The 21,056-nt window shown below is 67.3% G+C and carries 26 protein-coding genes and 1 tRNA gene; 12 read left to right on the forward strand and 15 right to left on the reverse strand.

The window, feature by feature from the left end:
• Positions 1-10 precede the first annotated feature (10 nt).
• From D6850_RS11855 to D6850_RS19510, 3 genes are read right to left on the reverse strand one after another with little or no spacing between them, the layout of a single operon-like run.
• Positions 11-484: a DUF2948 family protein gene (locus D6850_RS11855; protein WP_121167178.1), complete on the reverse strand. Its 474-nt coding sequence runs from the start codon at positions 482-484 to the stop codon at positions 11-13.
• Positions 481-1,752, reverse strand: a complete 1,272-nt coding sequence (gene murA, locus D6850_RS11860) for a UDP-N-acetylglucosamine 1-carboxyvinyltransferase (RefSeq protein WP_121167180.1) — start codon at positions 1,750-1,752, stop codon at positions 481-483. Before murA ends, D6850_RS11855 begins: the two co-directional genes overlap by 4 nt.
• 5 nt (positions 1,753-1,757) lie before the next feature.
• Positions 1,758-1,913 (reverse strand): hypothetical protein, encoded by a 156-nt coding sequence (locus D6850_RS19510; protein WP_166434059.1) that lies wholly within the window; start codon positions 1,911-1,913, stop codon positions 1,758-1,760.
• An 83-nt stretch (positions 1,914-1,996) separates the two neighbouring features.
• On the opposite strand from D6850_RS19510, the gene D6850_RS11865 reads away from it, so the two are divergent.
• Positions 1,997-2,071: transfer RNA gene (locus tag D6850_RS11865), tRNA-Thr, on the forward strand.
• Between the two features lie 48 nt (positions 2,072-2,119).
• Here D6850_RS11865 and truA read toward each other — a convergent pair.
• The 3 genes from truA to D6850_RS11880 all read right to left on the reverse strand — a co-directional run bounded on the left by truA (position 2,120) and on the right by D6850_RS11880 (position 3,955).
• Entirely contained in the window at positions 2,120-2,887 is a 768-nt protein-coding gene (gene truA / locus D6850_RS11870; RefSeq protein ID WP_121167182.1) for a tRNA pseudouridine(38-40) synthase TruA, read from the reverse strand.
• A gap of 110 nt (positions 2,888-2,997) precedes the next feature.
• The gene (locus D6850_RS11875; protein WP_121167184.1) at positions 2,998-3,702 is read right to left on the reverse strand and encodes a hypothetical protein; all 705 of its coding nucleotides are present in this window, start codon (positions 3,700-3,702) and stop codon (positions 2,998-3,000) included.
• A 13-nt stretch (positions 3,703-3,715) separates the two neighbouring features.
• On the reverse strand, positions 3,716-3,955 hold the full coding sequence (locus D6850_RS11880; protein WP_121167186.1) for a hypothetical protein: 240 nt from the start codon (positions 3,953-3,955) through the stop codon (positions 3,716-3,718).
• A gap of 185 nt (positions 3,956-4,140) precedes the next feature.
• Between D6850_RS11880 and D6850_RS11885 the strand changes: the two genes are divergently transcribed.
• From D6850_RS11885 to D6850_RS11900, 4 genes are all read left to right on the forward strand, one after another.
• Positions 4,141-4,551: a hypothetical protein gene (locus D6850_RS11885; RefSeq protein WP_121167188.1), complete on the forward strand. Its 411-nt coding sequence runs from the start codon at positions 4,141-4,143 to the stop codon at positions 4,549-4,551.
• Between the two features lie 73 nt (positions 4,552-4,624).
• Positions 4,625-5,245 carry a ribonuclease HII gene (locus D6850_RS11890; protein WP_121167190.1) on the forward strand — a complete coding sequence of 207 codons (621 nt, stop codon included), beginning with the start codon at positions 4,625-4,627 and terminating at the stop codon, positions 5,243-5,245.
• A 102-nt stretch (positions 5,246-5,347) separates the two neighbouring features.
• A complete protein-coding gene (locus D6850_RS11895) occupies positions 5,348-6,463 on the forward strand; it encodes a site-specific DNA-methyltransferase (RefSeq protein ID WP_121167192.1) in 1,116 nt (371 codons plus the stop codon).
• A 268-nt stretch (positions 6,464-6,731) separates the two neighbouring features.
• Positions 6,732-7,331: a hypothetical protein gene (locus tag D6850_RS11900; RefSeq protein WP_121167194.1), complete on the forward strand. Its 600-nt coding sequence runs from the start codon at positions 6,732-6,734 to the stop codon at positions 7,329-7,331.
• Between the two features lie 17 nt (positions 7,332-7,348).
• Here D6850_RS11900 and D6850_RS11905 read toward each other — a convergent pair whose 3' ends face one another.
• A complete protein-coding gene (locus tag D6850_RS11905) occupies positions 7,349-8,482 on the reverse strand; it encodes an alkane 1-monooxygenase (protein WP_121167196.1) in 1,134 nt (377 codons plus the stop codon).
• 37 nt (positions 8,483-8,519) lie between these two features.
• Positions 8,520-9,596: an A/G-specific adenine glycosylase gene (gene mutY / locus D6850_RS11910; protein ID WP_121167198.1), complete on the reverse strand. Its 1,077-nt coding sequence runs from the start codon at positions 9,594-9,596 to the stop codon at positions 8,520-8,522.
• Positions 9,597-9,677: 81 nt separating this feature from the next.
• Here mutY and D6850_RS11915 point away from each other — a divergent pair, with 81 nt between their 5' ends.
• From D6850_RS11915 to D6850_RS11925, 3 genes are read left to right on the forward strand one after another with little or no spacing between them, the layout of a single operon-like run.
• Positions 9,678-10,187 carry a DUF721 domain-containing protein gene (locus D6850_RS11915; RefSeq protein WP_121167201.1) on the forward strand — a complete coding sequence of 170 codons (510 nt, stop codon included), beginning with the start codon at positions 9,678-9,680 and terminating at the stop codon, positions 10,185-10,187.
• A 20-nt stretch (positions 10,188-10,207) separates the two neighbouring features.
• The gene (locus tag D6850_RS11920; RefSeq protein WP_245964170.1) at positions 10,208-10,951 is read left to right on the forward strand and encodes a DsbA family protein; all 744 of its coding nucleotides are present in this window, start codon (positions 10,208-10,210) and stop codon (positions 10,949-10,951) included.
• On the forward strand, positions 10,948-12,069 hold the full coding sequence (locus D6850_RS11925; protein ID WP_121167203.1) for a CaiB/BaiF CoA transferase family protein: 1,122 nt from the start codon (positions 10,948-10,950) through the stop codon (positions 12,067-12,069). Before D6850_RS11920 ends, D6850_RS11925 begins: the two co-directional genes overlap by 4 nt.
• 12 nt (positions 12,070-12,081) lie before the next feature.
• Here D6850_RS11925 and lpxK read toward each other — a convergent pair whose 3' ends face one another.
• Genes lpxK through D6850_RS11940 form a run of 3 tightly spaced genes read right to left on the reverse strand, consistent with a single transcriptional unit; the run spans position 12,082 to position 14,544 of the window.
• Entirely contained in the window at positions 12,082-13,098 is a 1,017-nt protein-coding gene (gene lpxK / locus D6850_RS11930) for a tetraacyldisaccharide 4'-kinase (protein WP_121167205.1), read from the reverse strand.
• Positions 13,098-14,291 carry a 3-deoxy-D-manno-octulosonic acid transferase gene (locus D6850_RS11935; protein WP_121167207.1) on the reverse strand — a complete coding sequence of 398 codons (1,194 nt, stop codon included), beginning with the start codon at positions 14,289-14,291 and terminating at the stop codon, positions 13,098-13,100. The genes lpxK and D6850_RS11935 overlap by 1 nt, the downstream gene beginning before the upstream one ends.
• 10 nt (positions 14,292-14,301) lie before the next feature.
• Complete coding sequence (locus D6850_RS11940; RefSeq protein ID WP_121167209.1) at positions 14,302-14,544, reverse strand: DUF4170 domain-containing protein; 243 nt, start codon at positions 14,542-14,544, stop codon at positions 14,302-14,304.
• A 212-nt stretch (positions 14,545-14,756) separates the two neighbouring features.
• Between D6850_RS11940 and D6850_RS11945 the strand changes: the two genes are divergently transcribed.
• Positions 14,757-15,497, forward strand: a complete 741-nt coding sequence (locus D6850_RS11945) for a glutamine amidotransferase (RefSeq protein WP_121167211.1) — start codon at positions 14,757-14,759, stop codon at positions 15,495-15,497.
• 7 nt (positions 15,498-15,504) lie between these two features.
• Here the strand turns inward: D6850_RS11945 and D6850_RS11950 are convergent, their stop codons facing one another.
• The 3 genes from D6850_RS11950 to D6850_RS11960 form a co-directional block, all read right to left on the reverse strand.
• Complete coding sequence (locus D6850_RS11950; RefSeq protein WP_121167213.1) at positions 15,505-16,152, reverse strand: pseudouridine synthase; 648 nt, start codon at positions 16,150-16,152, stop codon at positions 15,505-15,507.
• Between the two features lie 38 nt (positions 16,153-16,190).
• Positions 16,191-16,808 (reverse strand): TetR/AcrR family transcriptional regulator, encoded by a 618-nt coding sequence (locus D6850_RS11955; protein ID WP_121167215.1) that lies wholly within the window; start codon positions 16,806-16,808, stop codon positions 16,191-16,193.
• Between the two features lie 73 nt (positions 16,809-16,881).
• A complete protein-coding gene (locus D6850_RS11960; protein ID WP_121167217.1) occupies positions 16,882-17,064 on the reverse strand; it encodes a hypothetical protein in 183 nt (60 codons plus the stop codon).
• Between the two features lie 176 nt (positions 17,065-17,240).
• On the opposite strand from D6850_RS11960, the gene mbfA reads away from it, so the two are divergent.
• A complete protein-coding gene (mbfA, locus tag D6850_RS11965) occupies positions 17,241-18,218 on the forward strand; it encodes an iron exporter MbfA (protein WP_121167219.1) in 978 nt (325 codons plus the stop codon).
• A 10-nt stretch (positions 18,219-18,228) separates the two neighbouring features.
• Here mbfA and D6850_RS11970 read toward each other — a convergent pair whose 3' ends face one another.
• Positions 18,229-18,579: a hypothetical protein gene (locus D6850_RS11970; RefSeq protein ID WP_121167221.1), complete on the reverse strand. Its 351-nt coding sequence runs from the start codon at positions 18,577-18,579 to the stop codon at positions 18,229-18,231.
• 619 nt (positions 18,580-19,198) lie between these two features.
• Between D6850_RS11970 and D6850_RS11975 the strand changes: the two genes are divergently transcribed.
• Entirely contained in the window at positions 19,199-20,131 is a 933-nt protein-coding gene (locus D6850_RS11975; protein WP_121167223.1) for an AEC family transporter, read from the forward strand.
• An 89-nt stretch (positions 20,132-20,220) separates the two neighbouring features.
• Positions 20,221-21,054, forward strand: a complete 834-nt coding sequence (gene fghA / locus D6850_RS11980; protein ID WP_121167225.1) for an S-formylglutathione hydrolase — start codon at positions 20,221-20,223, stop codon at positions 21,052-21,054.
• The last annotated feature ends 2 nt before the right edge of the window (positions 21,055-21,056 follow it).

A 21,056-nucleotide genomic window follows, 5' to 3' on the forward strand; every position in this document is an offset into this window, starting at 1 on the left:
GGCGGCGACGTCAGTCGGAATGCTTCGGCGTCTTGCCCGAGGGCGCGCGATAGGGACGCGTCACGTCCTTCAACGTGACCTCCAAAGCCTCCACCTCAAGGCGGATCGCGCCATCCCCCGCGAGCGTCAGCAGAACATGGCCGCTGCCCTCTTCGCCCGGCTCGAACGTGACCGACAGGAGCGACAGCACGAGATCGGGATCGCGCCGGTCGATTCCTTGGCTCGCCACGCGCAGCACGTTGTCGACGACCAGCAGCGCGCGCACCCGCTCGGCCCCGTGGCGCTCCTGCCCGGCGTCCTCCCAGCGGAACCGGTTGATCAGCAGCGCGAAGCGCCGCTCGCCCGCGCGCCAGGTCATTTCCGTGATCGGAAACACCGCGTCCTGCGCGAGGCTCGACAGCACGCCCAGATCCTCCGGGTCGAGCGCCCCGAGGTTCAGCGGCCCCTCGCGGCCATCCTCGAAACTGGCGTCTGTTCGCGTCATTTTCCCTTGATCCTCTCGATCTTCGCGCCCACATCGCTCAGCTTGCGGACCACGTGTTCATAACCGCGGTCAAGATGATAGACCCGGCTGACCACCGTTTCGCCCTCCGCCGCGAGCCCGGCGAGGATCAGCGACACGGAGGCGCGCAGATCGGTCGCCATCACCGGCGCGCCCCTGAGCCGCTCGACCCCGGTCACGGTCGCGGTCCCGCCATGCACCTCAATTTCCGCACCCATGCGCATCAGTTCGGGCGCGTGCATGAAACGGTTTTCAAAGATTGTCTCCTCAAGCACGGAAGTCCCGTCGGCGGTGCACATCAGCGCCATGAACTGCGCCTGAAGGTCGGTCGGGAAGCCCGGGAACGGCTCGGTCGCGACGTCGACCGCGTGGATGCGCCCGTTGCGGCGCGCGACCTTGAGGCCGGTCTTGGTCTCCTCGACGCCGATACCGGCCGCGTCGAGCTTTTCGCAGAAGGCGCGGACAAGGTCGATCCGCCCGCCGAGGCACTCCACCTCGCCACCGCAGATCGCGGGGGCCAGCATGTAGGTGCCAAGCTCGATCCGGTCCGCGACGACCGGATGGGTCGCACCGTGCAGGCTTTCGACCCCTTCGATCGTGATCGTGCCGGTCCCGTCGCCCTCGATCCTTGCGCCCATCTTGCGCAGACAGGTGGCCAGATCGACGATCTCGGGTTCGCGCGCGGCGTTGTTGATCACCGTGGAGCCGCGGGCCAACGTCGCGGCCATCATGATATTCTCGGTCGCGCCCACGGAGGCGAAGGGAAAATCGATCACCGCCCCCTTCAGCTTGCCGCCGGCCGCGCGCGCATGCAGGTAGCCGTCGCGCAGCTCGATCTCGGCGCCCATCCGCGCGAGGCCATCCGTATGGATATCCATCGGGCGCGCGCCGATCGCGCAACCGCCGGGCAGCGACACCTCCGCATGCCCCTCGCGCGCGAGTAGCGGGCCGAGGACGAGGTTGGACGCGCGCATCTTGCGCACGATGTCGTAATCGGCGCGCGTGTTGATGTCGCCGTGACACGACATCGCCAGCACCTTGCCGCCCTGCATCGACGTCACCTCGGCCCCCAATGACGCTAGGAGTTCGGACATGGTGCGGATGTCGCTGAGGCGCGGCGCGTTGGTCAGAGTCAGCGGTTCGTCGCTGAGCAGCGTCGCGGGCATCAGCGTCAGGCAGGCGTTCTTGGCCCCCGCGATCGGGATCGTCCCGCTCAGCGGGCCGTTGCCCGTCACCAAAATCGAATCCATGCCGCCTATCCTTCGCTCTGCCCGTCATCCGCGCCCCTGGCGCCCCGCTTGCGCCCCTGTGCCTTGCGCCGGGCCAGGTTGGCCTTGAGCGCCGCCTTGAGCCGGTCTTCGCGCGTCTCGCCCGTCTTGGCGGGCTTTTTCGGAGGGGTGTCGCGGGTCATTGCGCATCTCTACATGAGGCGTCCGCGGGGGTCCAGATTAGGGTTGCGCCAAAGCGCGGAACCGTCTAATCCCCGCGACGCAGGCTGTGGTAGCTCAGTGGTAGAGCGCACCCTTGGTAAGGGTGAGGTCGGGAGTTCAATCCTCCCTCACAGCACCAGCTTTCCCGCCAATATCCTCGCCGCGGCCGCATCGCCCGCGCCGGACCTCACGCGAACGGGTCGCGTCCGTAGTCCACGCCGGCCAGGTACAGCCCCTCGGGCGGGCAGACCGGACCGCATGCAGCGCGGTCCCGCGCCTCGAGCGCCTCGCGCACGCGCGCAGGCTCCCATGCGCCGCTGCCCACCCGTTCAAGCGTGCCGACGATGCTGCGCACCTGGTTGTGCAGGAACGACCGCGCCCGCAGGCGAAAGGCGATCTCGGGCCCCCAGCCGGTCTCGACGGTCGCGATCTCGATCGCGTCGAGCGTCTTCACCGGACTGGCCGCCTGGCAGATGGATGAGCGGAAGGTGGTGAAGTCGTGATGCCCGACCAGGTGCGCCGCGCCCGCGCGCATCCGCTCCACGTCGAGCGAATGGCGCACCTGCCAGACCAGGCCCGCCTGGTGCGTCGCCGGCGCCCTGCGCGCAAGCAGACGAAAGAGATACCGCCGCTCGCGCGCCGAGAATCGCGCATTCCAGTCGCCATCCACCACGGCGCAATCGACGATGGCGACCGGCGCCGGCTTCAGATGATGGTTCAGCGCCTCCATCAGACGGAACGGCGTCCAGTCCCGCGCAAGGTCGCAATGGGCCACCTGCGCCAGCGCATGCACGCCGGCATCCGTGCGCCCGGCCGCCGCGATCGTATGCGCCCCCGGTTCGAGCCGCGCCAGCGCCGCCTCGATGGCGCCCTGCACCGACGGTTGGTCGCGCTGGCGCTGCCACCCGGCGAAGGGCGCGCCGTGATATTCGACCTTGAGCGCATAACGTGGCATGGCCCGCGCTTAGCGCATAAGCGCGCGCTCGGAAAGCCGCGGCGCGCCCCATGCTTCTTCTTGCAGAAAATATCCTCGCCGAAGGCATGAAGACCCTTTCGGCGCGACGTTCAGATCACGCGAATCACATCCTTGTCGATGGCCAGCACATAGCCCTTGCGCGCGATGTTGCGGACCAGCAGTTCGCTCACCATCTGGTTGCCCAGCGTGTCGCGCAGGCGCTTGATGCGGGTGGCGCCGGCCGCCTCGTCGCAATCGGCGGCGTTTCGCCCCGATATCATACCCTCGATCTCGGCTCCGCTCAGGATGTCGCCATCCATCCGCGCCTCGGCCAGGACCGAAAGCGTCTCCATCGCCGCATCGGTCAGCTTGAACCCCATGTTGTTGAGATAGACGGATTTCTCCGCCCGGCTGATGAGCAGCGAACTGACCTGTATCCCCGACCGCTCGATCTGGGCCATGCGGCGGTTGAGGGTGATCAGCATCACCAGGAACACCAGGGCCGCGATCAGCAGCGCGGTGGCGAAGACCAGCAGGACGAAGATCACCATCCGGTAGCTCACCAGCGTCTCCGAAAACGCGGTGCCGGACAGGGCGAGGATCTCCAGCAGCTTGATCTCCGCGTCGCTGGTCAGCGCGTCGTGCTCGACGAAGATCCGCTCGACCCGCGCGTTGAAGGCGCCGGCGTCCGGCAGCGACAGGAACAGGAACACGGCGGCCAGCACGAGGATGCCCACGATCGCGGCCACGCCCAGCGCCACCACCCGGCTGCCCGAGCGGCGGCTGTCGGCCACGGAATGGGTCACATCGTTCAAACGCGGCCTCCGGTCACTGTTTCGACACCGATAGCACCTTGAGCAGCGTCAGCCCCCGCGCGGAAAGTCGCGCGCTGAGCTGCGCGCGGGCCGAGGCGCGGGTGCAGGGGGCCTCGATCGCCGCCACGTTGTAGATGAGCTTGAACGGCCTGTCGCGCTTGGCCTTGTACTCGGCGGTGCAGGCGGCGTGGGCCGTCCCCGCCGCGAGCGACACGAGCGCCGCGACGGCAAGGATCAGGATGCGCTGTTTCATGCCGGCAACATGACCGAGCCCGCGCGGCTATTCAATATCCCCGGGCGCCCGCGCGGCCGGACTGCGCATGTTATCGGATAACGGCGCGCCGTTATTGCCTGTTTCGCGGGCCGGGGTCAGCCTTTTCCCATCGTCTCCGCCCGACCGGGTGGTACGTTTCACATCAACCCGAAAGGAATTGCCTCATGTCCCGCAGCTTCATCGCCCTCATCATGGCCGCCTCGCTCGCCGTGACCGGCCTCACTGCCGCGCCCGCGCAGGCAGGCGACAAGGACATCGCCCGCGCGCTGGCCGCCATCGCCGGCATCGCCATCATCGGCGCCGCCATCAACGACCGCAACAAGAGCAAGCGCCGCCACGACCCCTACGCGTCGAGCCGCGGCTACAACCAGCACGGTCATTACCAGCAGCAGCGCAGGAAAGCCGTCCGTCAGCACCGCAAGGCGCACCGTCAGCACCGCAAGGCCCAACGCCGTCATCACCGCGCGGAACGCCGTCATCACCGCGCGGAACGCCGGGCCTACCGGCAGGGCTATCGCCAGGGGTATCGCGACGATCAGCGCCGCTACCACGCCCGTCCGCGCTACGCGCACTGAGCGGACGGGAACCGAAGGGGAAGGGCCATCGCGCCCTTCCCTTTGCGTTCGGGCTGTGCTTCATGCTGGCGCCATGAACGGCCCAGATTTCTTTCACGAAGATGCGGTCATGTCCGGCGGCGCGCGGATCGTCGCCGGCGTGGACGAGGTCGGGCGTGGCCCGCTCGCCGGGCCGGTGACGGCCGCCGCGGTGATCCTCGATCCCGCGCGGCTCCCCGAGGGGCTGAACGATTCCAAGAAACTGACGCCTGCGCGCCGCGCCACGCTCAACGCCGCGATCCTCGCCGTGGCCGAGGTGAGCATCGGACACGCCAGCGTCGAGGAGATCGACCGGCTCAACATCCTGCGCGCCTCGCATCTGGCGATGGAACGCGCGGTGGCGGGGCTGGCCCGCGCGCCCGACATGGCGCTGATCGACGGCAACATGGCGCCGGCCGGCCTCACGGTCCCGGCGCGCACGATCGTGCGCGGCGACGCGCTGTCGCTGTCCATCGCCGCGGCCTCGATCGTGGCGAAAATATGTCGGGACCGTGTCATGTGGGATTTGGCGCAACACTGGCCCGGCTATGGCTGGGAAACCAACGTCGGGTATCCCTGCAAAATCCACCGGGACGCGCTCCGAGATCTTGGTGTGACCCCACACCATAGGCGTTCGTTCAAGCCGGTGCACAATATCTTGTATCAAGATAAATAACTAACCTTTTGATTCAAAAAAGAAATTGACGTCGAATCAGGTTTGAATCATCCTTGTCTCCAACGACCAGAGCGCGCAATGCGCCGGGGACAGAGGCAGAAAATGACGAAGATGACACAGATCGGGGGCGCGTCCGCGCTACCCCTCAACACGATCCTTGCCGGTGATTGCATCGAGGTGATGAACGGGCTGCCCGAGGCGTCCGCGGACCTGATCTTCGCCGATCCGCCCTACAACCTCCAATTGAAGGGCGAGCTGCACCGCCCCGACAACAGCCAGGTGGACGCGGTCGACGACGCCTGGGACCGCTTCGACAGCTTCGCCGCCTATGACCGGTTCACGCGCGACTGGCTCGCCGCCGCGCGCCGCCTGCTGAAACCGGGCGGGGCGATCTGGGTGATCGGCAGCTATCACAACATCTTTCGCGTGGGCGCCGCGCTGCAGGACGCGGGCTTCTGGATCCTCAACGACGTGGTCTGGCGCAAGTCCAACCCGATGCCGAATTTCCGCGGCAAGCGGTTCACCAACGCGCATGAGACGATGATCTGGGCCAGCCGCGACGAGGGCGGCAAGTACACCTTCAACTACGAGGCGCTGAAGGCCCTGAACGAGGGCATCCAGATGCGCAGCGACTGGGTGTTGCCGATCTGCACAGGGCATGAGCGGCTCAAGGACGATCAGGGCGACAAGGCGCATCCCACGCAGAAACCCGAAAGCCTGCTGCATCGCGTGCTGGTGGGCAGCACCAATCCCGGCGACGTGGTGCTCGACCCGTTCTTCGGCACCGGCACCACCGGCGCGGTCGCCAAGATGCTGGGCCGCGACTATATCGGAATCGAACGAGAAGAGGCTTACCGCGCCGTCGCCGAGAAGCGGCTGAAAAACGTCCGCAAGTTCGATAAGGCCGCGCTCGAGGTCAGCGCGTCCAAGCGCGCGGAGCCGCGCGTGCCTTTCGGCCAGCTGGTCGAACGCGGGATGCTGCGCCCGGGCGAGGAGCTTTACTCCATGAACGGGCGGCACAAGGCCAAGGTGCGCGCCGACGGCACGCTCATCGGCAGCGACGCGAAGGGTTCCATCCACCAGGTCGGCGCGGCGTGCGAGGGCGCGCCCTCCTGCAACGGCTGGACGTACTGGTGCTACAAGAAGGACGGCAAGCGCGTCCCTATCGACATCCTGCGCCAGCAGATCCGCGCCGAGATGGCCGAACGCCCGAACTGAGACAAACGCACACGAAACACCGCCAGCGCCCGCGGCCAGCCGCCTGCGGGCGCTCACCTGCCCCGCCGCTCATGGCGGGGCTTTTTTTCGTGGACCAGCAATATGCGTGGGGGTGGATGCTACTGGGTCAACGTCTGCAATTCGCTCAAACCGCTTCGCAGGCCGCATCGGTCAGACGCTTGCATTGCCTGACCAGGTTCGGGAAACTACACTACAGTTCTCGGACCTGTATTTTGAATATCGTTCATTGAGACGTTGGAGTATTGTCATGCGAGTATTGCGGCCTGGCGTAATTGCACTGATCCTTACCTGGTGCCTGCTTTCACCAGCCCATGCCGAGTTTACTTACAAGCCCCTGAAGGAGCCCAACTATCGCGTCTGGGAGGGCAAACACCTGTCGAAATGGCTACAGGGGAATGTCAAAGCCCCGTTCCGGGAAGTGCTGGTCGTGTTTCCCGTCGGGAAGGAACTCGCTATTTGCGATAACGTCATCTTCGAACGGAACGCCAAATATTCCATCCGTGGCCAGTGGGAGCTTCTCGAGGCGAAAATCGAAGGCCGCAAGATCACCTTCGAACTCGAAGCCGAAGGTGAAGCCGAAGCCAGCTACATCCGACATGCCGGTACAGGTATGCAGACCATCGACTTCGAGGAGCCGGTCTGGAAGAGCTTTCCAGCCGGTGGTTTCTACGAGGCTCAGGCAAAGCGGCTCTGCCTGAGCTCCAACGGTAACAGAAGATGCGAGCCCGCGTCGCGGGCCGGTGTGCCGCCGCTATACGTGGTCGGTATTCTTGCGGACAAAACCGCGTCTCGTCAGATGATCTGTTCCTATTTCGCGTTCATCTCGAACCCGGATCGAAAAGACTAGACGGGCCAACGGTATCCTTATCTCGGCAGCGGGTTGGTCGCCTTGTTGTAGGGCTTCCAATCGGTGATCTCGGGATAATACATCTCGCGCCAGCGGCGAACGCGGCGGTTCATCACGCGACGCCAGAGCGGCGGGACCATCGCCGCCATGGTCATGATCGGATAGCCATAGGGCATCTGGGGCGCCTCGGCCTCGGTGTAGTTTTGCAGCAGCGGAAAGCGCCGGTCGGGCTTGTAATGGTGGTCCGAATGGCGCTGCAGGTTGATGAGCAGCCAGTTGCTCGCCTTGTGCGCGGCGTTCCAGCTGTGCTGCGGCTTGACGTGCTCGTACTTGCCGCCCCCCAGATGCGCGCGGGTCAGCCCGTAATGCTCCACGTAGTTCACCAGTTCGAGCTGCCACACGGCGATGAACGCCTGCCAGGCAAAGAGCAGCAGGCCGATCCAGCCGCCCAGGACCAGCGCCAGCAGCAGCATCCCGCCCTGCAAGGCCCAGTAGCGGAAGAACGGATTGCTCGGATGGGTCCAGGGGCGGTCGCGGCGCGCCTGCATCGCCTTTTCGGCCTCGAACGCGGATTTCCACGATCCCGGCAGCACCCGGGCGAAGAAGCGGAAGAAGCCCTCGTTATAGCGCGCTGTCACCGGGTCGCGCGGCGTGCCGACATGGCGGTGGTGCACCAGCAGGTGCTCCGAGCGGAAGTGCGAATAAAGCACCATCGCCAAGAGGATATCACCCATCCAGCGCTCGGCCTTGTTCTTCTGATGCATCAATTCGTGGCTGTAGTTGATCCCCACCGTGCCGGTGATGACGCCCACGCCGAAGAAAAGCACGACCTTTTCCAGCGCCCCCAGATGCGCGGCCTGCGGGACATACCAGATCATCCAGAAAAGCAGCACGAATTGCAGCGGCGCCCAGATCGCGGTGATGACGCGATACCATTTGAGATCTTCCTCGGTCGCCTCAAGATCGGCATTCTCAAGGTTGAGCCCAATGAACGCGTCGAGGATCGAGAAGAAATACCAGGTGAAGAGCGGCAGCAGGATCACCGTCCAGCCACCCTGGAGCGCGCCGATCACCGCCAGCGGAATAAGGAGCAACGACATCCAGAACGGCAGGGCGTTGTGGAACCGGGCGACGGTGGCGGCGGGGATCATCTGGCTTGGCGTCCTCGGGCAGTTGGTGGCGTGCGGTCTATCGTATTTCATCCAGCCTGCCATGCGCCAGATCGAAAACCTTGCGCATCACAGTAGGCAATTCGGCGGGCCTGAACCGCGTTCTTTCGACGAATTGCCCGCGTGAAGGCGTCGCACCCGGGGGCGCGGTGGCGATATGGATGCGCAGGCGCAGATGGAAATGGGTGAAGGTATGGCGCGCCTCCGCGTCCAGTTCCTCCCATTGCGCGTCAAGCGGCGGGGCGGGATCGGGCGCTGTCTCGGCCCAGTCGCTCCCGGGCCAGCCGAGCATCCCGCCCAGCAGTCCGCGCGCCGCGCGCCGCTCAAGCAGGAGCGCCCCGTCCGTGCGCTGCGCGACATAGGCGATGCCAAGGCGCACCGGCTTGGCCTTCTTCGGCAGCTTGCGGGGCAGCTCGGCGGCGGCCCCGGCGGCGCGAGCGGCGCAATCCTGCATCCACGGGCAGATCCCGCAGGCCGGGCTGCGCGGGGTGCAGACCGTCGCGCCGAGATCCATCACCGCCTGCGCGTAATCGCCCGGCCGCTTGCGCGGGGTGAGCCTGGCCGCCAGCGCGGTCAGCTCGGGCTTGGCCGTGGGCAGCGGCGCGCGGATGTCATGCAGGCGCGCCATCACGCGCTCCACGTTGCCGTCGACCACCACCTCGGGCCGATCGAAGGCGATGGCCGCGATCGCGGCGGCGGTATAGGGGCCGACGCCGGGCAGTTTCAGCAGCGCGGCGTAGCTGTCGGGGAACCGCCCGTCATGGTCGTCCGTCACAACCCGCGCGCATTTCAGCAGGTTGCGCGCGCGGGCATAGTAGCCGAGGCCGGCCCATGCGCCCATCACCTCCGCGTCCTCGGCGGCGGCCAGGGCGCGCACCGTGGGCCAGCGGCGCGTGAACGTCTCGAAATAGGGGCGCACGGCGGCGACGGTGGTCTGTTGCAGCATCACCTCGGACAGCCAGACGGCGTAAGGGTCGGCGCGCAGGCCCGAACGCCCGTCGCGCGGGGCGACGCGCCAGGGCATCACGCGCGCATGTCGGTCATACCACTCCAGCAGCGCGCCGGAGAGGCGGGCGGTGTCGGCGGCCTCACGCATTCTTTATGGTCCACGGTTTTTGGGGGCTGGCATGCCCGATTCATTGCCCTAGAATGCGCCTTGCAAGGAAGAGGTCAACCAATGCCACCCCGCAACACCACGACACGCGGCTTCAAACGCACCTCGACGCTGCTTCAGGAGCGGATCAAGCGCGCCTCGGAAAGCCGTGGGTTCGCGCAGTCTCGCCTTCTGACCCACTGGCCCGAGATCGTCGGCGACGCCATCGCCGCCATCGCCCGGCCGGTCAACGTGTCTTATGGGCACGGCGGATTCGGCGCGACGCTGACGGTGCTGACCACCGGCCCGCAGGCGCCGATGCTCGAGATGCAGAAGGAACAGTTGCGCGAAAAGGTGAACGCGGTCTATGGCTACAACGCCATTTCGCGCGTGCGGGTGACGCAGACCGCGCCGACCGGATTCGCCGAAGGACAGGCGAGCTTTGCCCACCGCCCCGCCGAACCCGCCCCCGCTGCGCCCGATCCGGCGACGCGCGCCCACGCGGCGGAATGCGCGGCGCCGGTCAGCGATGCGGGGCTGCGCGCCGCGCTCGAGACACTGGCGTGCAACGTGCTTTTGAAAGCGAAACACTGAACACGGAACTGGATGGAAGTATGATGCGAACGACACTGATCGCGGCCCTCGCGCTCGCCCTGCTTGGCGGCGGCGCTCTGGCCCAGACCGACGACGACGCAGCCCAGGGCAGCGCCGTCACCGAAGAATCCTCTGCGACGGAGGCGACGCAGAACGGTGCGGCGGACAAATCCTCGGCGACCGACGCCGAAGACGCCGACGCGGCGGAGGCCGAAGCGCCCGACGCCGAGGCGGAGGACGTCGCAGTTCGCGAAATGACCCTCGGGTCGGAAGACGCGCCGGTCACGGTGACGGAATACGCGTCGTTCACCTGCCCGCATTGCGCGACGTTCCACGCCACGACCTTCGAGAAGCTCAAGGCCGACTACATCGACACCGGCAAGGTCCGGTTCGTCTATCGCGACGTCTATTTCGACCGCCCCGGCCTCTGGGCCGCGATGGTGGCGCGCTGCGATCCGGACCGCTTCTTCGGCGTTTCGGACATGATCTTCGACCAACAGCGCGACTGGCTGTCCAGCGGCGACCCCGTCGGCATCTCGGAGGCGCTGCGCAAGATCGGCCGTGTCGCCGGGCTGTCGAACGATCAGCTCGACGCCTGCCTGACCGACCAGGCCAAGGCCGAGGCGCTCTATGACTGGTTCCGGTCCAACGCCGAAGCCGACGAGATCGATTCCACCCCGACTGTGATCGTCAACGGCGCGAAGCAGGGCAACCTGCCCTATGACGACCTCAAGGCCATCATCGAGGAGGAACTCGCCAAATGAGCGCCGCCCCCCTTGCCGGGTTGAAGGTCATCGAACTGGCGCGCATCCTGGCCGGCCCCTGGGCCGGACAGACGCTGGGCGATCTCGGCGCGGAGGTCATCAAGGTGGAAAGCCCGGAGGGCGACGACACCCGTCGCTGGGGCCCGCCCTTCGTCGAGCGCGAGGGCGACCGCAGCGCCGCCTATTTCCACAGCTGCAACCGGGGCAAGACCAGCGTCACCATCGATTTCCGCACGCCCGAGGGTCAGGAACAGGTGCGCGACCTGGTGCGCGGCGCCGACATCGTGATCGAGAACTTCAAGGTCGGCGGCCTTGCGAAATACGGGCTGGACTACGCCAGCCTGTCCAACCTGAACCCCGGCCTGATCTATTGCTCGATCACCGGTTTCGGGCAGGACGGGCCCTATGCCCACCGCGCCGGGTATGATTACATCATCCAGGGCATGTCCGGGCTGATGTCGATCACCGGCGCGCCGGACGGCCAGCCCACCCGCGCCGGCGTGGCGATCACCGATGTGTTCAGCGGCGTCTATGCGACAACCGCGATCCTCGCCGCGCTGCACCAGCGTCACGCGACCGGCAAGGGGCAGCATATCGACATGGCGCTTCTCGACGTGGCGGTGTCGGTCACCGCGAACCAGGCGATGAACTACCTCTCGACCGGGACGCCGCCGGGGCGGACAGGCAACTACCACCCCAACCTCACCCCTTACCAGGTGTTCGACTGCGCCGATGGCTACATCATCATCGCGGTCGGAAACGACGCGCAGTTCCAGCGGCTCTGCGCGGTGCTGGGCCTGCCGGACCTCGCCGAAGCGGCGGAGTTCGCGTCCAACGCGGACCGGATCGCCAATCGCGAGCGGCTGACCGGGCTGCTGACCGAACGCACGCTCACGTTCACCAAGGCCGACCTGCTGACGGCCTGCGAGGGCGCGGGGATTCCGGCGGGGCAGATCAACGAGATGAACGAGGTCTTCGCCGACCCGCAGGTCAGGGCGCGGGGCATGCAGATCGCGCCCGGCGGCGTTCCCGGCGTGCGCAGCCCGTTCCGGTTCTCGGACGCGGAACTCGTGCTCGAAAAGGCCTCGCCCAAGCTGGGGGACGGCAACCCCGGATGATCCGATCCCGGCTCAGGCCGGGGGCGGGTCTTGCGGGAGGGCGCCGATGCGCTTCAGCGCGGCCTCGATCGCGCTCCAGTCCTCGATCCCGAGGCGCACCGGCAGCGTGAGCACCTTGGACCGGAACGCCTCAGGCAGGCGCACGGCGTCCTTCTCGGTCGTCACCAGTTGCGCGCCGAGACGGGCCGCGTCCGTCTCGAGCCGGGACAGCAACGCGGGCGTGAGCGGCTGGTGATCCTCCAGCGCCTCGGTCCCGGCGAGATCGGCGCCGAGGGCCGCGAGCGTTGCGAATAATTTCTCGGGATGACCGATCCCCGCGAAGGCGAAGACGCGCGCGCCCTGCCAGTCCATGCCCGTTTTCAGCGGCGCAAGCGCCCCGCGCAGATGCGGAACCGTGATCCGCGCGCCCCAGATCGCCTCGAACGCAGCCTGCGCCCGCTCGGGGCCGATCGACAGGAGCAGATCGGCGCGGGCGAGGCCGGCATCCACCGGCTCGCGCAGGGGGCCGGCGGGAATGCAGCGCCCATTGCCGAAGCCGGCGGCGGCGTCGACCACGACGAGGGCGAGATCATGCGCCAGCGAAGGGTTCTGGAACCCGTCGTCGAGCAGGATCGCCTGCGCGCCCGCCGCCTCTGCCGCCGCGGCGCCCGCCGCGCGGTCGCGCGCCACCCAGACCGGGGCGAAGGCGGCGATCAGCAGCGGCTCGTCTCCGACCTCCGCCGCGGAATGGCGCGCGGGGTCGACGCGCACCGGCCCGGCAAGCGTTCCGCCGTGGCCGCGGCTGACCACATGCGCGGCGCGGCCAGCCTCGGCCAGCCGGGACAGCAGCGCGATCACGGTGGGTGTCTTGCCCGTGCCGCCGGCGTTGATGTTGCCCACGCAGATCACCGGTGCGCCCATGCGCCGGCGCGGCCCGCGCGCCAGCCGCCGCGCCGTCGCCCGCGCGTAGAGCGCGCCCAACGGGGCCAGCAGCCGCGCGCGCAATCCGGGGCGCGCGGGCGGGTTCTGCCAGAAGGCGGGCGCGCGCATCAGCCCGCCTCGAGAAGGTCGAGCGTGTCCTGCACCAGGTCCACGATCTGATCGGTCACGCGCGCGCCCGTCGTCGCCACGTCCCAGGCCGCATGCGCCATCAGCGCCGAGCGGTCCGGCGCGATCAGCTGGCCGAGCGCTGCGGCGAGCGTTTCGCTGTCGCGCACGATGCGCGCGCCCCCCGCTTCGGCGTAGCGGCGGTAACTGTCGAGGTAGCGCCGCACGTTCGGGCCATACATGATCGCCGAGCCATGTGCCGCGGGTTCGTTCGGGTCGCGCCCCTGCCGCCCCGCGCCGAAGGAACTGGCCATCAGCGTGATCGTCGCCAGCCGATACCAGAGTCCCATCTCCCCGCGCGTGTCGGCCAGCAACACCTGCGTCGTCTCCTCGGGCATGGCGCCGCCGGACCAGACCGTGTAACGCCAGCCGCCCGCATCCAGCGCGGCAATGAAATCGGGCGCGTCGGCCACGTCGTCCGGGACCAGCACCAGAAACAGCCGGTGCGCCAGCCGGCTCACCGCGCGGTGCGCGTCGAGCACGAGGCCGATCTCGTCGGGCTGCACCATCGCGGCGAGCCAGACCGGGCGTCCGCGCAGCCCCTCGGCCATCTCGGCGCGCAGGCCCTCGTCATGGGGCAGCGCAACGGCGCCTTCGCGGAAGACGCCGGAAACCGTCACGTCGCGTTCGGGGACGCCCATGCGGCGCACGTGGCGCGCGGCGGCGTCCGAACGCGCGTGGATCGCCATGAACCGCCCCAGCGCGCTACGCTGCGCGTCCGGCAGCCAGCGCCAGCCGCTGCGCCCGAGCGCGCCCTCATCCGCATCGATCAGATAAAGCGGCACGCCGCGACGGTCGGCGCCGGCGATCAGCACGGGGCGCAGATCGCCCCCCGCCCAGAGGCAGAGATCGGGACGCCAGTGCGCCAGGAACGCCTCGACCGCCGGGGCGCGGTCGGCGGGCAGCGCGGCGTGGATCACGCCGGCGCGGGGCGTCTCCGGCAGCGGCGCCTCGGGGGTCGCGGTCAGCAACAGGGTCACCCCCGGCCGCTGCGCCCGGAGCCGCCCGGCCAGTTGCGCCATCGCGTCCACGTGATCGGGCTGCGTCGCATGCCCCCAGACCAGCGCGCCGTCGGGGCGTGGCGCGTCCCTTGCCGGATCGGGGCCGGATTGTCCCCCGCCCGGGGCGCGCGACATGTCCGGCCCCTCAGCCCAGCTCCTCGGTGGGCGAGGCGGCGCTTTCCTCGTCGCGCAGCTTGTGCAGGTGGGCGATGAAATAGCGCATATGAGCGTTGTCCACGGTGCGCTGCGCCTCGTGCTTCCAGGCGTCGTAGGCGCTGGCGTAGTTCGGAAAGATGCCGACGATGTGCAGGTCGTCGACGTTCTTGAAGACGTTTTTCGAAGGGTCGGCCAGTTCGCCGCCGAAGACGAGGTGCAGGCGTTGCGTCATGTATCGGTCCTTGTGCGGTCAGTTCCGTCGCGGTGGCGCGCAGGGTATTGCAATTGCGCGCGGGGTCAAGCGGTGCGCCGCCCCGGCCGCGTTGCGCGGCAGAGGTGGCTGGGGATTCGAGTATTTGGGGAACATTGAAAGTGAACGCGTTATCTTGACGCCCCGTGCGCCATGCGGCAGGCAGTCGTCCATTGCAAAGAGGGCGCGCGACGATGAGCAGACCTTTCCTGATCCTGCAACTGCGCCCCGAGACCGAGGCCTCGGACGACGAATACGCCGCGATCCTGCGCAAGGGCGGTCTCGACGAGGCGCAGGCATGGCGGGTGCGGCTGGATCGCGAGGGGCTGCCCGACGCGCTCGACCTTGACGCGCTGAGCGGGGTGATCGTCGGCGGCGGGCCGGGCTGCGTGAGCGACGCGCCTCAGGACAAGACCGCGATGGAGGCCCGGATCGAGGACGCGGTGCTGTCGCTCATGCCGCGGATCACCGCGCGGGATTTCCCCTTCCTCGGCTGCTGTTACGGGATAGGCATCCTCGGCAGGCATCTCGGCGGGGTCGTGGGCAAGGGCGCGCATGGCGAGCCGGTGGGCACCAGCGCCTGCGAGGTGACGCAAGAGGGGCGCGCCGATCCGCTGCTGGCGGGCCTGCCCGAGAGGTTCGACGCCTTCGTCGGCCATAAGGAGGCGCTCGAGGCGCTGCCGCCGGGGTGCGCGCACCTCGTGCGCTCGGCCCCCTGCCCCTACCAGATGGTGCGGCATGGGCGGAACGTCTATGCGACGCAGTTCCACCCCGAGGCCGACGGCGCGGGGTTCGAGACGCGCATCCATGTCTACAAGGACCGGGGCTATTTCGCGCCCGAGGAGGCCGAGGACCTGATCCGCATGGCGCGCGCGGCGGACGTGCATGCGCCCGAGTTGATCCTGCGGAACTTCGTCGCGCGCTACGCGCGCTGAGCGGCCTTCAGAACGGCGCCTCGGCGCGGAACTTCATCCCCGCGCCGCCGTCGGGGTGGCGCAGGCGCAGCTCCTCGGAATGGAGCATGAGGCGGGGCCAGTTCCGCGCGGCCCCTTCCGCATAGAGCGGATCGCCCAGGATCGGGTGACCCAGAGCGAGCATGTGAACGCGCAACTGGTGGCTGCGCCCCGTGCGGGGCATCAGGCGCACCCGGCTTTCGGCGTCCGAGCTGCGCAGCACGCGCCAGTCCGTGAGCGCCGCGCGTCCCGTTTCATGGCAGACCATCTGCCGCGGCCGGTTCGACCAATCTACGGTCAGCGGCAAATCCACCGTGCCGGTCTTTGGCGCGAGCCGCCCGGCGACCCGCGCAACGTAGGTCTTTTTCACCTGCCTTTTCTCGAATTGCAGGCCAAGGTGGCGCTGCGCGTGGGGCGTCAGCGCAAAGACCATGACGCCCGACGTGTCCCGGTCCAGCCGATGCACGAGGAGCGCGGTCGGAAACGCCTCGGTCACCCGCGCCAGCAGGCAATCGGCGAGATGCGGCCCCTTGCCGGGCACCGACAACAGGCCCGCGGGCTTGTCCAGCAGGACGATCTCGTGATCGGCGTGCAGCACGCGAAGCGGTGTGTCGGGCGGGCGGTAGGCGTCATCCATGCCCCCGCTTAGCGCCCCAGGTCTGGCTTGGAAAGCGGTCAGGCCGCGTAGCGCGCCATGAACATCTCGACGGCGCCGTCGACCACGCGGGCGATCTCGGCCTCGTCGAATTCGCGCTGGATGCCGCAGAGCTTGCGGGTGAAGAGATCGCTCTTGCAGAGCTCGGCCAGTTGCATCGCGGCGAGGTCGATGTCCTCGATCCGCAGCGCGCCGCGCTCGACATAGATCCGCAGCACCGCGCCGACCCGTTCGCGCACCAGTTCGGGGCCGGATTCGTAGAACCGCGCGCCCAGTTCGGGGAAGCGATGCGATTCGGCCACGCAGGTGCGATAGATCTGGCAGCCGAAATCCGTCAGGAAAAACCGTACGATCCGGTCCACCGCCTCGTGCAGGGCGTCTTCGACCGGGGCATTGACGTCGATCACCTCCATCGCCGCCTCGGCCTGGCGGTTGCACTCGATGCGGGCCACCTCGGAGAAGAGCAGCCGCTTGTCGGGGAAATAGGAATATAGCGTCGCCTTGGAGACGCCTGCCTGTCGGGCGATCTCGTCCACGCTGGCGCCTTCATAGCCGTCGCGCATGAAGACGTCGCGCGCGCCGCTCAGCACCTGGCCGAACTTGCGGCCTCTCTTGATTTGCGCGGCCGTCATCGTCATCCGCTTCCTCTCCCCGGGGCTGCGCCACCTTAGCGGCGCTTCCCCCGGGGTCGCAAGCGGTTCACGAGACGCTTCAATCGTTGAGCGTCGTCGCCCCGCGAGTGGTGGTGTCCGGCGTGGGGCTAACGTCGCCCTCGGGAAAGGTCAGGACGGGCGTCAGGCCGCCGATTTCGAATGCGGCGACCGGCAGCGGCGCCAGCGTCGCGGCGAGGGTTGCGCTGACGATCAGCGCGGCGGTGAAGGTCCGGTGTTTCATGGGATGTCTCCATCTGAACTAAACGGTATAGATAATAAGTGAACCGATCAGTTCGAATTTGCAAGAACAATCTGAACCGTTCTGTTTACTTTTTTTTTGCGATGCATCTCCCCCTCTTGATAATCCAAACTCCGATGCGCTACATTAGAACGATTCTAATCCTTGGAAGCCTCGACATGATCCCGGGCCTGCCCAACCGCCGCCGCTTTGGCGACCTCAGCGAACAGGAAGTTCTCGCGCTCGCGATATCTTCCGAAGAGGACGACGCGCGCATCTACCGGACCTACGCCGAACGTCTGCGCGCCGATTTCCCGGCCAGCGCCGCGATGTTCGACGGGATGGCCGCCGAGGAGGACACGCATCGTCAGCGGCTGATCGAGCGGCACCGCGCGCGCTTTGGCGACGTGATCCCGCTCATCCGGCGCGAGCACGTCGCCGGCGCCCATGCCCGCCGCCCCGTCTGGCTGGTCGAAAACCTCGGCATCGAACGCATCCGCGCCGAGGCCGCCGCGATGGAGCGCGACGCCGAACGTTTCTACCTCGCCGCGGCCAGGCGCAGCACCGATGCGGCCACGCGGCAATTGCTGGGCGATCTCGCCGCCGCCGAGGCGGACCACCAGACCGCGGCCGAGACGCTCGAGGCGGAGCATCTCGACCACGACGCCCGCGCCGCCGAGGCGGATACCGCAAGGCGGCAGTTCATTTTGACGTGGGTGCAACCCGGCCTTGCCGGCCTCATGGACGGATCGGTCAGCACGCTCGCCCCGATCTTTGCCGTGGCCTTCGCCACGCATGACACCTGGACCACGTTTCTTGTCGGGCTGGCCGCGTCGGTGGGCGCGGGCATCTCGATGGGCTTCACCGAGGCGGCGAGCGACGACGGCGCGCTGTCGGGACGCGGCAGCCCGGTCAAACGCGGGCTGGCCAGCGGGATCATGACCACGCTGGGCGGGCTGGGCCATGCGCTGCCCTATCTCATCCCCGATTTCTGGACCGCGACCGGGATCGCCATCGCGATCGTCTTTGTCGAACTCTGGGCGATCGCGTGGATTCAGAACCGTTTCATGGAAACCCCGTTCTTCCGCGCCGCCTTTCAGGTGGTGCTGGGCGGCGCGCTGGTCTTTGCCGCGGGGGTGCTGATCGGCAGCGGGTAGCGCAGCCGCGTCAGTCACCGAACTGCCTGTCCTCGAGCATCTGGACCGGGTTGCTTGCATCTTCGCGGACTCGCGGCGCCTCGTCGGGATTTTCCGGCGGGCCTCTCCGCTGCAGTTCCTTCACGTGACGTTCCAACATCGGGATGCAATGGAACAGGTCGCTTCCACAGTAAAAGCTCCGGCCTTTAAAATAGACCGTATAACTCTCTTCATCGGGGCCGAACGAACCGGGCGTCGTCGTGCGGGTGTATGTATAGGGGATGCCCCTATGCACGCCCGTGCCTTCCGTCGTTGTCGTCGCGCACCCGCTCAGGATCGTCGTCACTGCTATACAGGTCGCAAAAACATGAACAATACGCATATCTCTCTCCTTCCCTATAAATTGTTGAAGTATAATAGTATTTCGCCAGAAAGAGTGGGGTGATGCCTGAGCGAGCCATTCGGGATCGCTCCGCGTCGCTCAATCGTCGCGCTGGGGCTTCATAGGCGCGCCCGCCGGCGCGGCTGTCTTGGATGGCGGCGACATGCGGGGACGCCTGCTCAGCGGCGGCGCGACGCTCCTGCTTGAACCGGCATCGCGGAACAACGGAGCATTCCCGCGCATCGATCCGGACATTATGGGTTCCGGCGCTGTCCCCGCAGCCCGCAAGGGGCAGGACGGCGGGGGTACCGGCAAGGTATGCAAATCTCTCCACGGAAAAATTTCTCCGACGCGACAATACCGCCGTTGCATCGCAGGAGAGTCCGGCGCGCTGCCGCTGCAATCCACGCGGCGATCAGGGCCGGGCCAGGCAGGGGCCGATCCGGAATTCCCGGTTCCTGCCGTCCCCCGCGGGAACGGCGCCTGAACCAAACTGCAAACTCACAGGAAACGTAGATTATGTTACATGACATACCGCGGGCTGTCAAAGAATAGCCTCCCGGCGGCGGCGCGTCCGCGGATGCGATTGACGCCCCCGGCGGACCTGCTACGAAGCCGCATGCTCGCCATCTTCCTCCAGACGCTTCCGTTTTTCCTGCTGATCGGGCTGGGCTACGGCGCCGGGCGCACCAGTTTCTTCTCGAAAGAGGCGACCGCGTGGCTGACCAAGTTCGTGTTCTACTTCGCCCTTTCGGCGATGCTGTTCAAGTTCGCCGCCAATCTCAGCCTGGCCGAGATCTTCGACGGGCGTTTCGTGCTCGCCTATCTCTGCGCCAGCGCCTGCGTCTACGCGATTGCCACGCTGGTCGCCCTCTTGCGCGGCGCCGGGGTCGAGGTGGCCGCGGTCGAGGCGCAATGCGCGGTGATCGGCAACGTGGGCTTCATCGGCATCCCGATGCTGTCGCTGCTGATGGGCGAGGCTGCGGTCGCGCCAGTGATGATGGTGCTCGCGGTGGATTTGATCGTGTTCAGTTCGCTCATCGTGATCCTGATCACCGGGTCGCGCGACGGGCGGCTGCGGCCCGCGGTATTGCGCTCGGTGGGTCTCGGCCTGCTGAAAAACCCGATGATCGTGTCCATCGTGCTCGGCCTCGCCTGGTCGGGCCTGCGGCTGCCGATCCCCCAGGTGATGAACGAATTCCTGTCGCTGCTGGGCGGCGCCGCCACGCCCGGCGCGCTTTTCGCCATCGGCGCGTCGCTGGCGAGCAAGTCGGCCGAGCGGCTGGCGATCTCGGGCTGGCTGTCGGTGTGCAAGCTGATCCTGCACCCCGGCGCGGTCGCCATCTCGGCGCTGCTGTTGTTCCACGTCGACCCTTACGCCGCCGCGGTAATGATCGCCACCGCCGCGCTGCCGGTGGCGGGCAACGTCTATATCCTCGCCCAGCATTACCGGGTCGCGCCGCACCGCGCCTCGGCCTCGATCCTGATCTCGACCACGGCGGCGGTGCTGACGGTGTCGCTGGTGATCGGCTGGGTGAGCGCGCTTTACTGAGCGCGCCGCAAAGCGCCGCTTTTGACGTTTCAAGCCTGCGCCGTCGCTGATACACCCCTCTCAAGGCAATCGAGATAGGAGGTGCCACGATGGAAACCGTTTCCGAGAACGCCTGCTTCGGCGGGGTGCAGGGTGTCTACAGCCACAAATCCGAGGCCTGCAAATGCGACATGACCTTCGGCCTCTTCATGCCGGCCGAGGCGCGCGACGGCCCCGTGCCGGTGCTCTGGTATCTCTCGGGGCTGACCTGCACGCATGAGAACGCCATGACCAAGGCGGGCGCGCAGGGCTGGGCGGCTGAGCACGGGATCGCACTGGTCTTTCCCGACACCTCCCCGCGCGGCGATGACGTTGCCGACGACGACGCCTTCGATCTCGGCAAGGGCGCGGGTTTCTACCTCAACGCGACGCAGGATCCCTGGGCCGCGCATTATCACATGTGGGACTATATCGCGACCGAGCTGCCCGCGCTGCTGACCGAGAATTTCGAGATCGACGGCGCGCGCCAGGCGATCACCGGCCATTCGATGGGCGGGCACGGCGCGCTGACTCTGGCGATGCGACTGCCGGGACGGTTCGCGTCGGTCTCGGCCTTCTCGCCGATCTGCAACCCGACGCAAAGCGACTGGGGCCGCAAGCAGTTCACCGCCTACCTCGGCGAGGATGACGGCGAATGGGCCAGGCACGACGCGAGCCTACTTATGCGCGAGCGCGGAGTGGACGGGCCGGTGCTCGTCGATACCGGCACCAAGGACCAGTTCATCGACCTGCTGCGCCCCGAGACACTGGCCGAGGCCGCCGCCGCGCGCCGGCAGGAGGCCACGATCCGGATGCAGCCGGGCTATGACCACAGCTATTTCTTCGTTTCCACCTTCATGGAGGATCACGTCGCCTTTCACGCCGAGGCGCTCTATGGGCTCTGAGG

The sequence above is a fragment of the Roseovarius spongiae genome, from assembly GCF_003651245.1.
Taxonomy (GTDB): domain Bacteria; phylum Pseudomonadota; class Alphaproteobacteria; order Rhodobacterales; family Rhodobacteraceae; genus Roseovarius; species Roseovarius spongiae.

Bases quoted from the DNA above. Each gene is read 5' to 3' on its own strand.
- D6850_RS11855 (WP_121167178.1), bottom strand. From the start codon at position 484: ATGACGCGAACAGACGCCAGTTTCGAGGATGGCCGCGAGGGGCCGCTG.
- murA (WP_121167180.1), bottom strand. From the start codon at position 1,752: ATGGATTCGATTTTGGTGACGGGCAACGGCCCGCTGAGCGGGACGATC.
- D6850_RS19510 (WP_166434059.1), bottom strand. From the start codon at position 1,913: ATGACCCGCGACACCCCTCCGAAAAAGCCCGCCAAGACGGGCGAGACG.
- truA (WP_121167182.1), bottom strand. From the start codon at position 2,887: ATGCCACGTTATGCGCTCAAGGTCGAATATCACGGCGCGCCCTTCGCC.
- D6850_RS11880 (WP_121167186.1), bottom strand. From the start codon at position 3,955: ATGAAACAGCGCATCCTGATCCTTGCCGTCGCGGCGCTCGTGTCGCTC.
- D6850_RS11885 (WP_121167188.1), top strand. From the start codon at position 4,141: ATGTCCCGCAGCTTCATCGCCCTCATCATGGCCGCCTCGCTCGCCGTG.
- D6850_RS11890 (WP_121167190.1), top strand. From the start codon at position 4,625: ATGAACGGCCCAGATTTCTTTCACGAAGATGCGGTCATGTCCGGCGGC.
- D6850_RS11895 (WP_121167192.1), top strand. From the start codon at position 5,348: ATGACGAAGATGACACAGATCGGGGGCGCGTCCGCGCTACCCCTCAAC.
- D6850_RS11900 (WP_121167194.1), top strand. From the start codon at position 6,732: ATGCGAGTATTGCGGCCTGGCGTAATTGCACTGATCCTTACCTGGTGC.
- D6850_RS11905 (WP_121167196.1), bottom strand. From the start codon at position 8,482: ATGATCCCCGCCGCCACCGTCGCCCGGTTCCACAACGCCCTGCCGTTC.
- mutY (WP_121167198.1), bottom strand. From the start codon at position 9,596: ATGCGTGAGGCCGCCGACACCGCCCGCCTCTCCGGCGCGCTGCTGGAG.
- D6850_RS11915 (WP_121167201.1), top strand. From the start codon at position 9,678: ATGCCACCCCGCAACACCACGACACGCGGCTTCAAACGCACCTCGACG.
- D6850_RS11920 (WP_245964170.1), top strand. From the start codon at position 10,208: ATGATGCGAACGACACTGATCGCGGCCCTCGCGCTCGCCCTGCTTGGC.
- D6850_RS11925 (WP_121167203.1), top strand. From the start codon at position 10,948: ATGAGCGCCGCCCCCCTTGCCGGGTTGAAGGTCATCGAACTGGCGCGC.
- lpxK (WP_121167205.1), bottom strand. From the start codon at position 13,098: ATGCGCGCGCCCGCCTTCTGGCAGAACCCGCCCGCGCGCCCCGGATTG.
- D6850_RS11935 (WP_121167207.1), bottom strand. From the start codon at position 14,291: ATGTCGCGCGCCCCGGGCGGGGGACAATCCGGCCCCGATCCGGCAAGG.
- D6850_RS11940 (WP_121167209.1), bottom strand. From the start codon at position 14,544: ATGACGCAACGCCTGCACCTCGTCTTCGGCGGCGAACTGGCCGACCCT.
- D6850_RS11945 (WP_121167211.1), top strand. From the start codon at position 14,757: ATGAGCAGACCTTTCCTGATCCTGCAACTGCGCCCCGAGACCGAGGCC.
- D6850_RS11950 (WP_121167213.1), bottom strand. From the start codon at position 16,152: ATGGATGACGCCTACCGCCCGCCCGACACACCGCTTCGCGTGCTGCAC.
- D6850_RS11955 (WP_121167215.1), bottom strand. From the start codon at position 16,808: ATGACGATGACGGCCGCGCAAATCAAGAGAGGCCGCAAGTTCGGCCAG.
- D6850_RS11960 (WP_121167217.1), bottom strand. From the start codon at position 17,064: ATGAAACACCGGACCTTCACCGCCGCGCTGATCGTCAGCGCAACCCTC.
- mbfA (WP_121167219.1), top strand. From the start codon at position 17,241: ATGATCCCGGGCCTGCCCAACCGCCGCCGCTTTGGCGACCTCAGCGAA.
- D6850_RS11970 (WP_121167221.1), bottom strand. From the start codon at position 18,579: ATGCGTATTGTTCATGTTTTTGCGACCTGTATAGCAGTGACGACGATC.
- D6850_RS11975 (WP_121167223.1), top strand. From the start codon at position 19,199: ATGCTCGCCATCTTCCTCCAGACGCTTCCGTTTTTCCTGCTGATCGGG.
- fghA (WP_121167225.1), top strand. From the start codon at position 20,221: ATGGAAACCGTTTCCGAGAACGCCTGCTTCGGCGGGGTGCAGGGTGTC.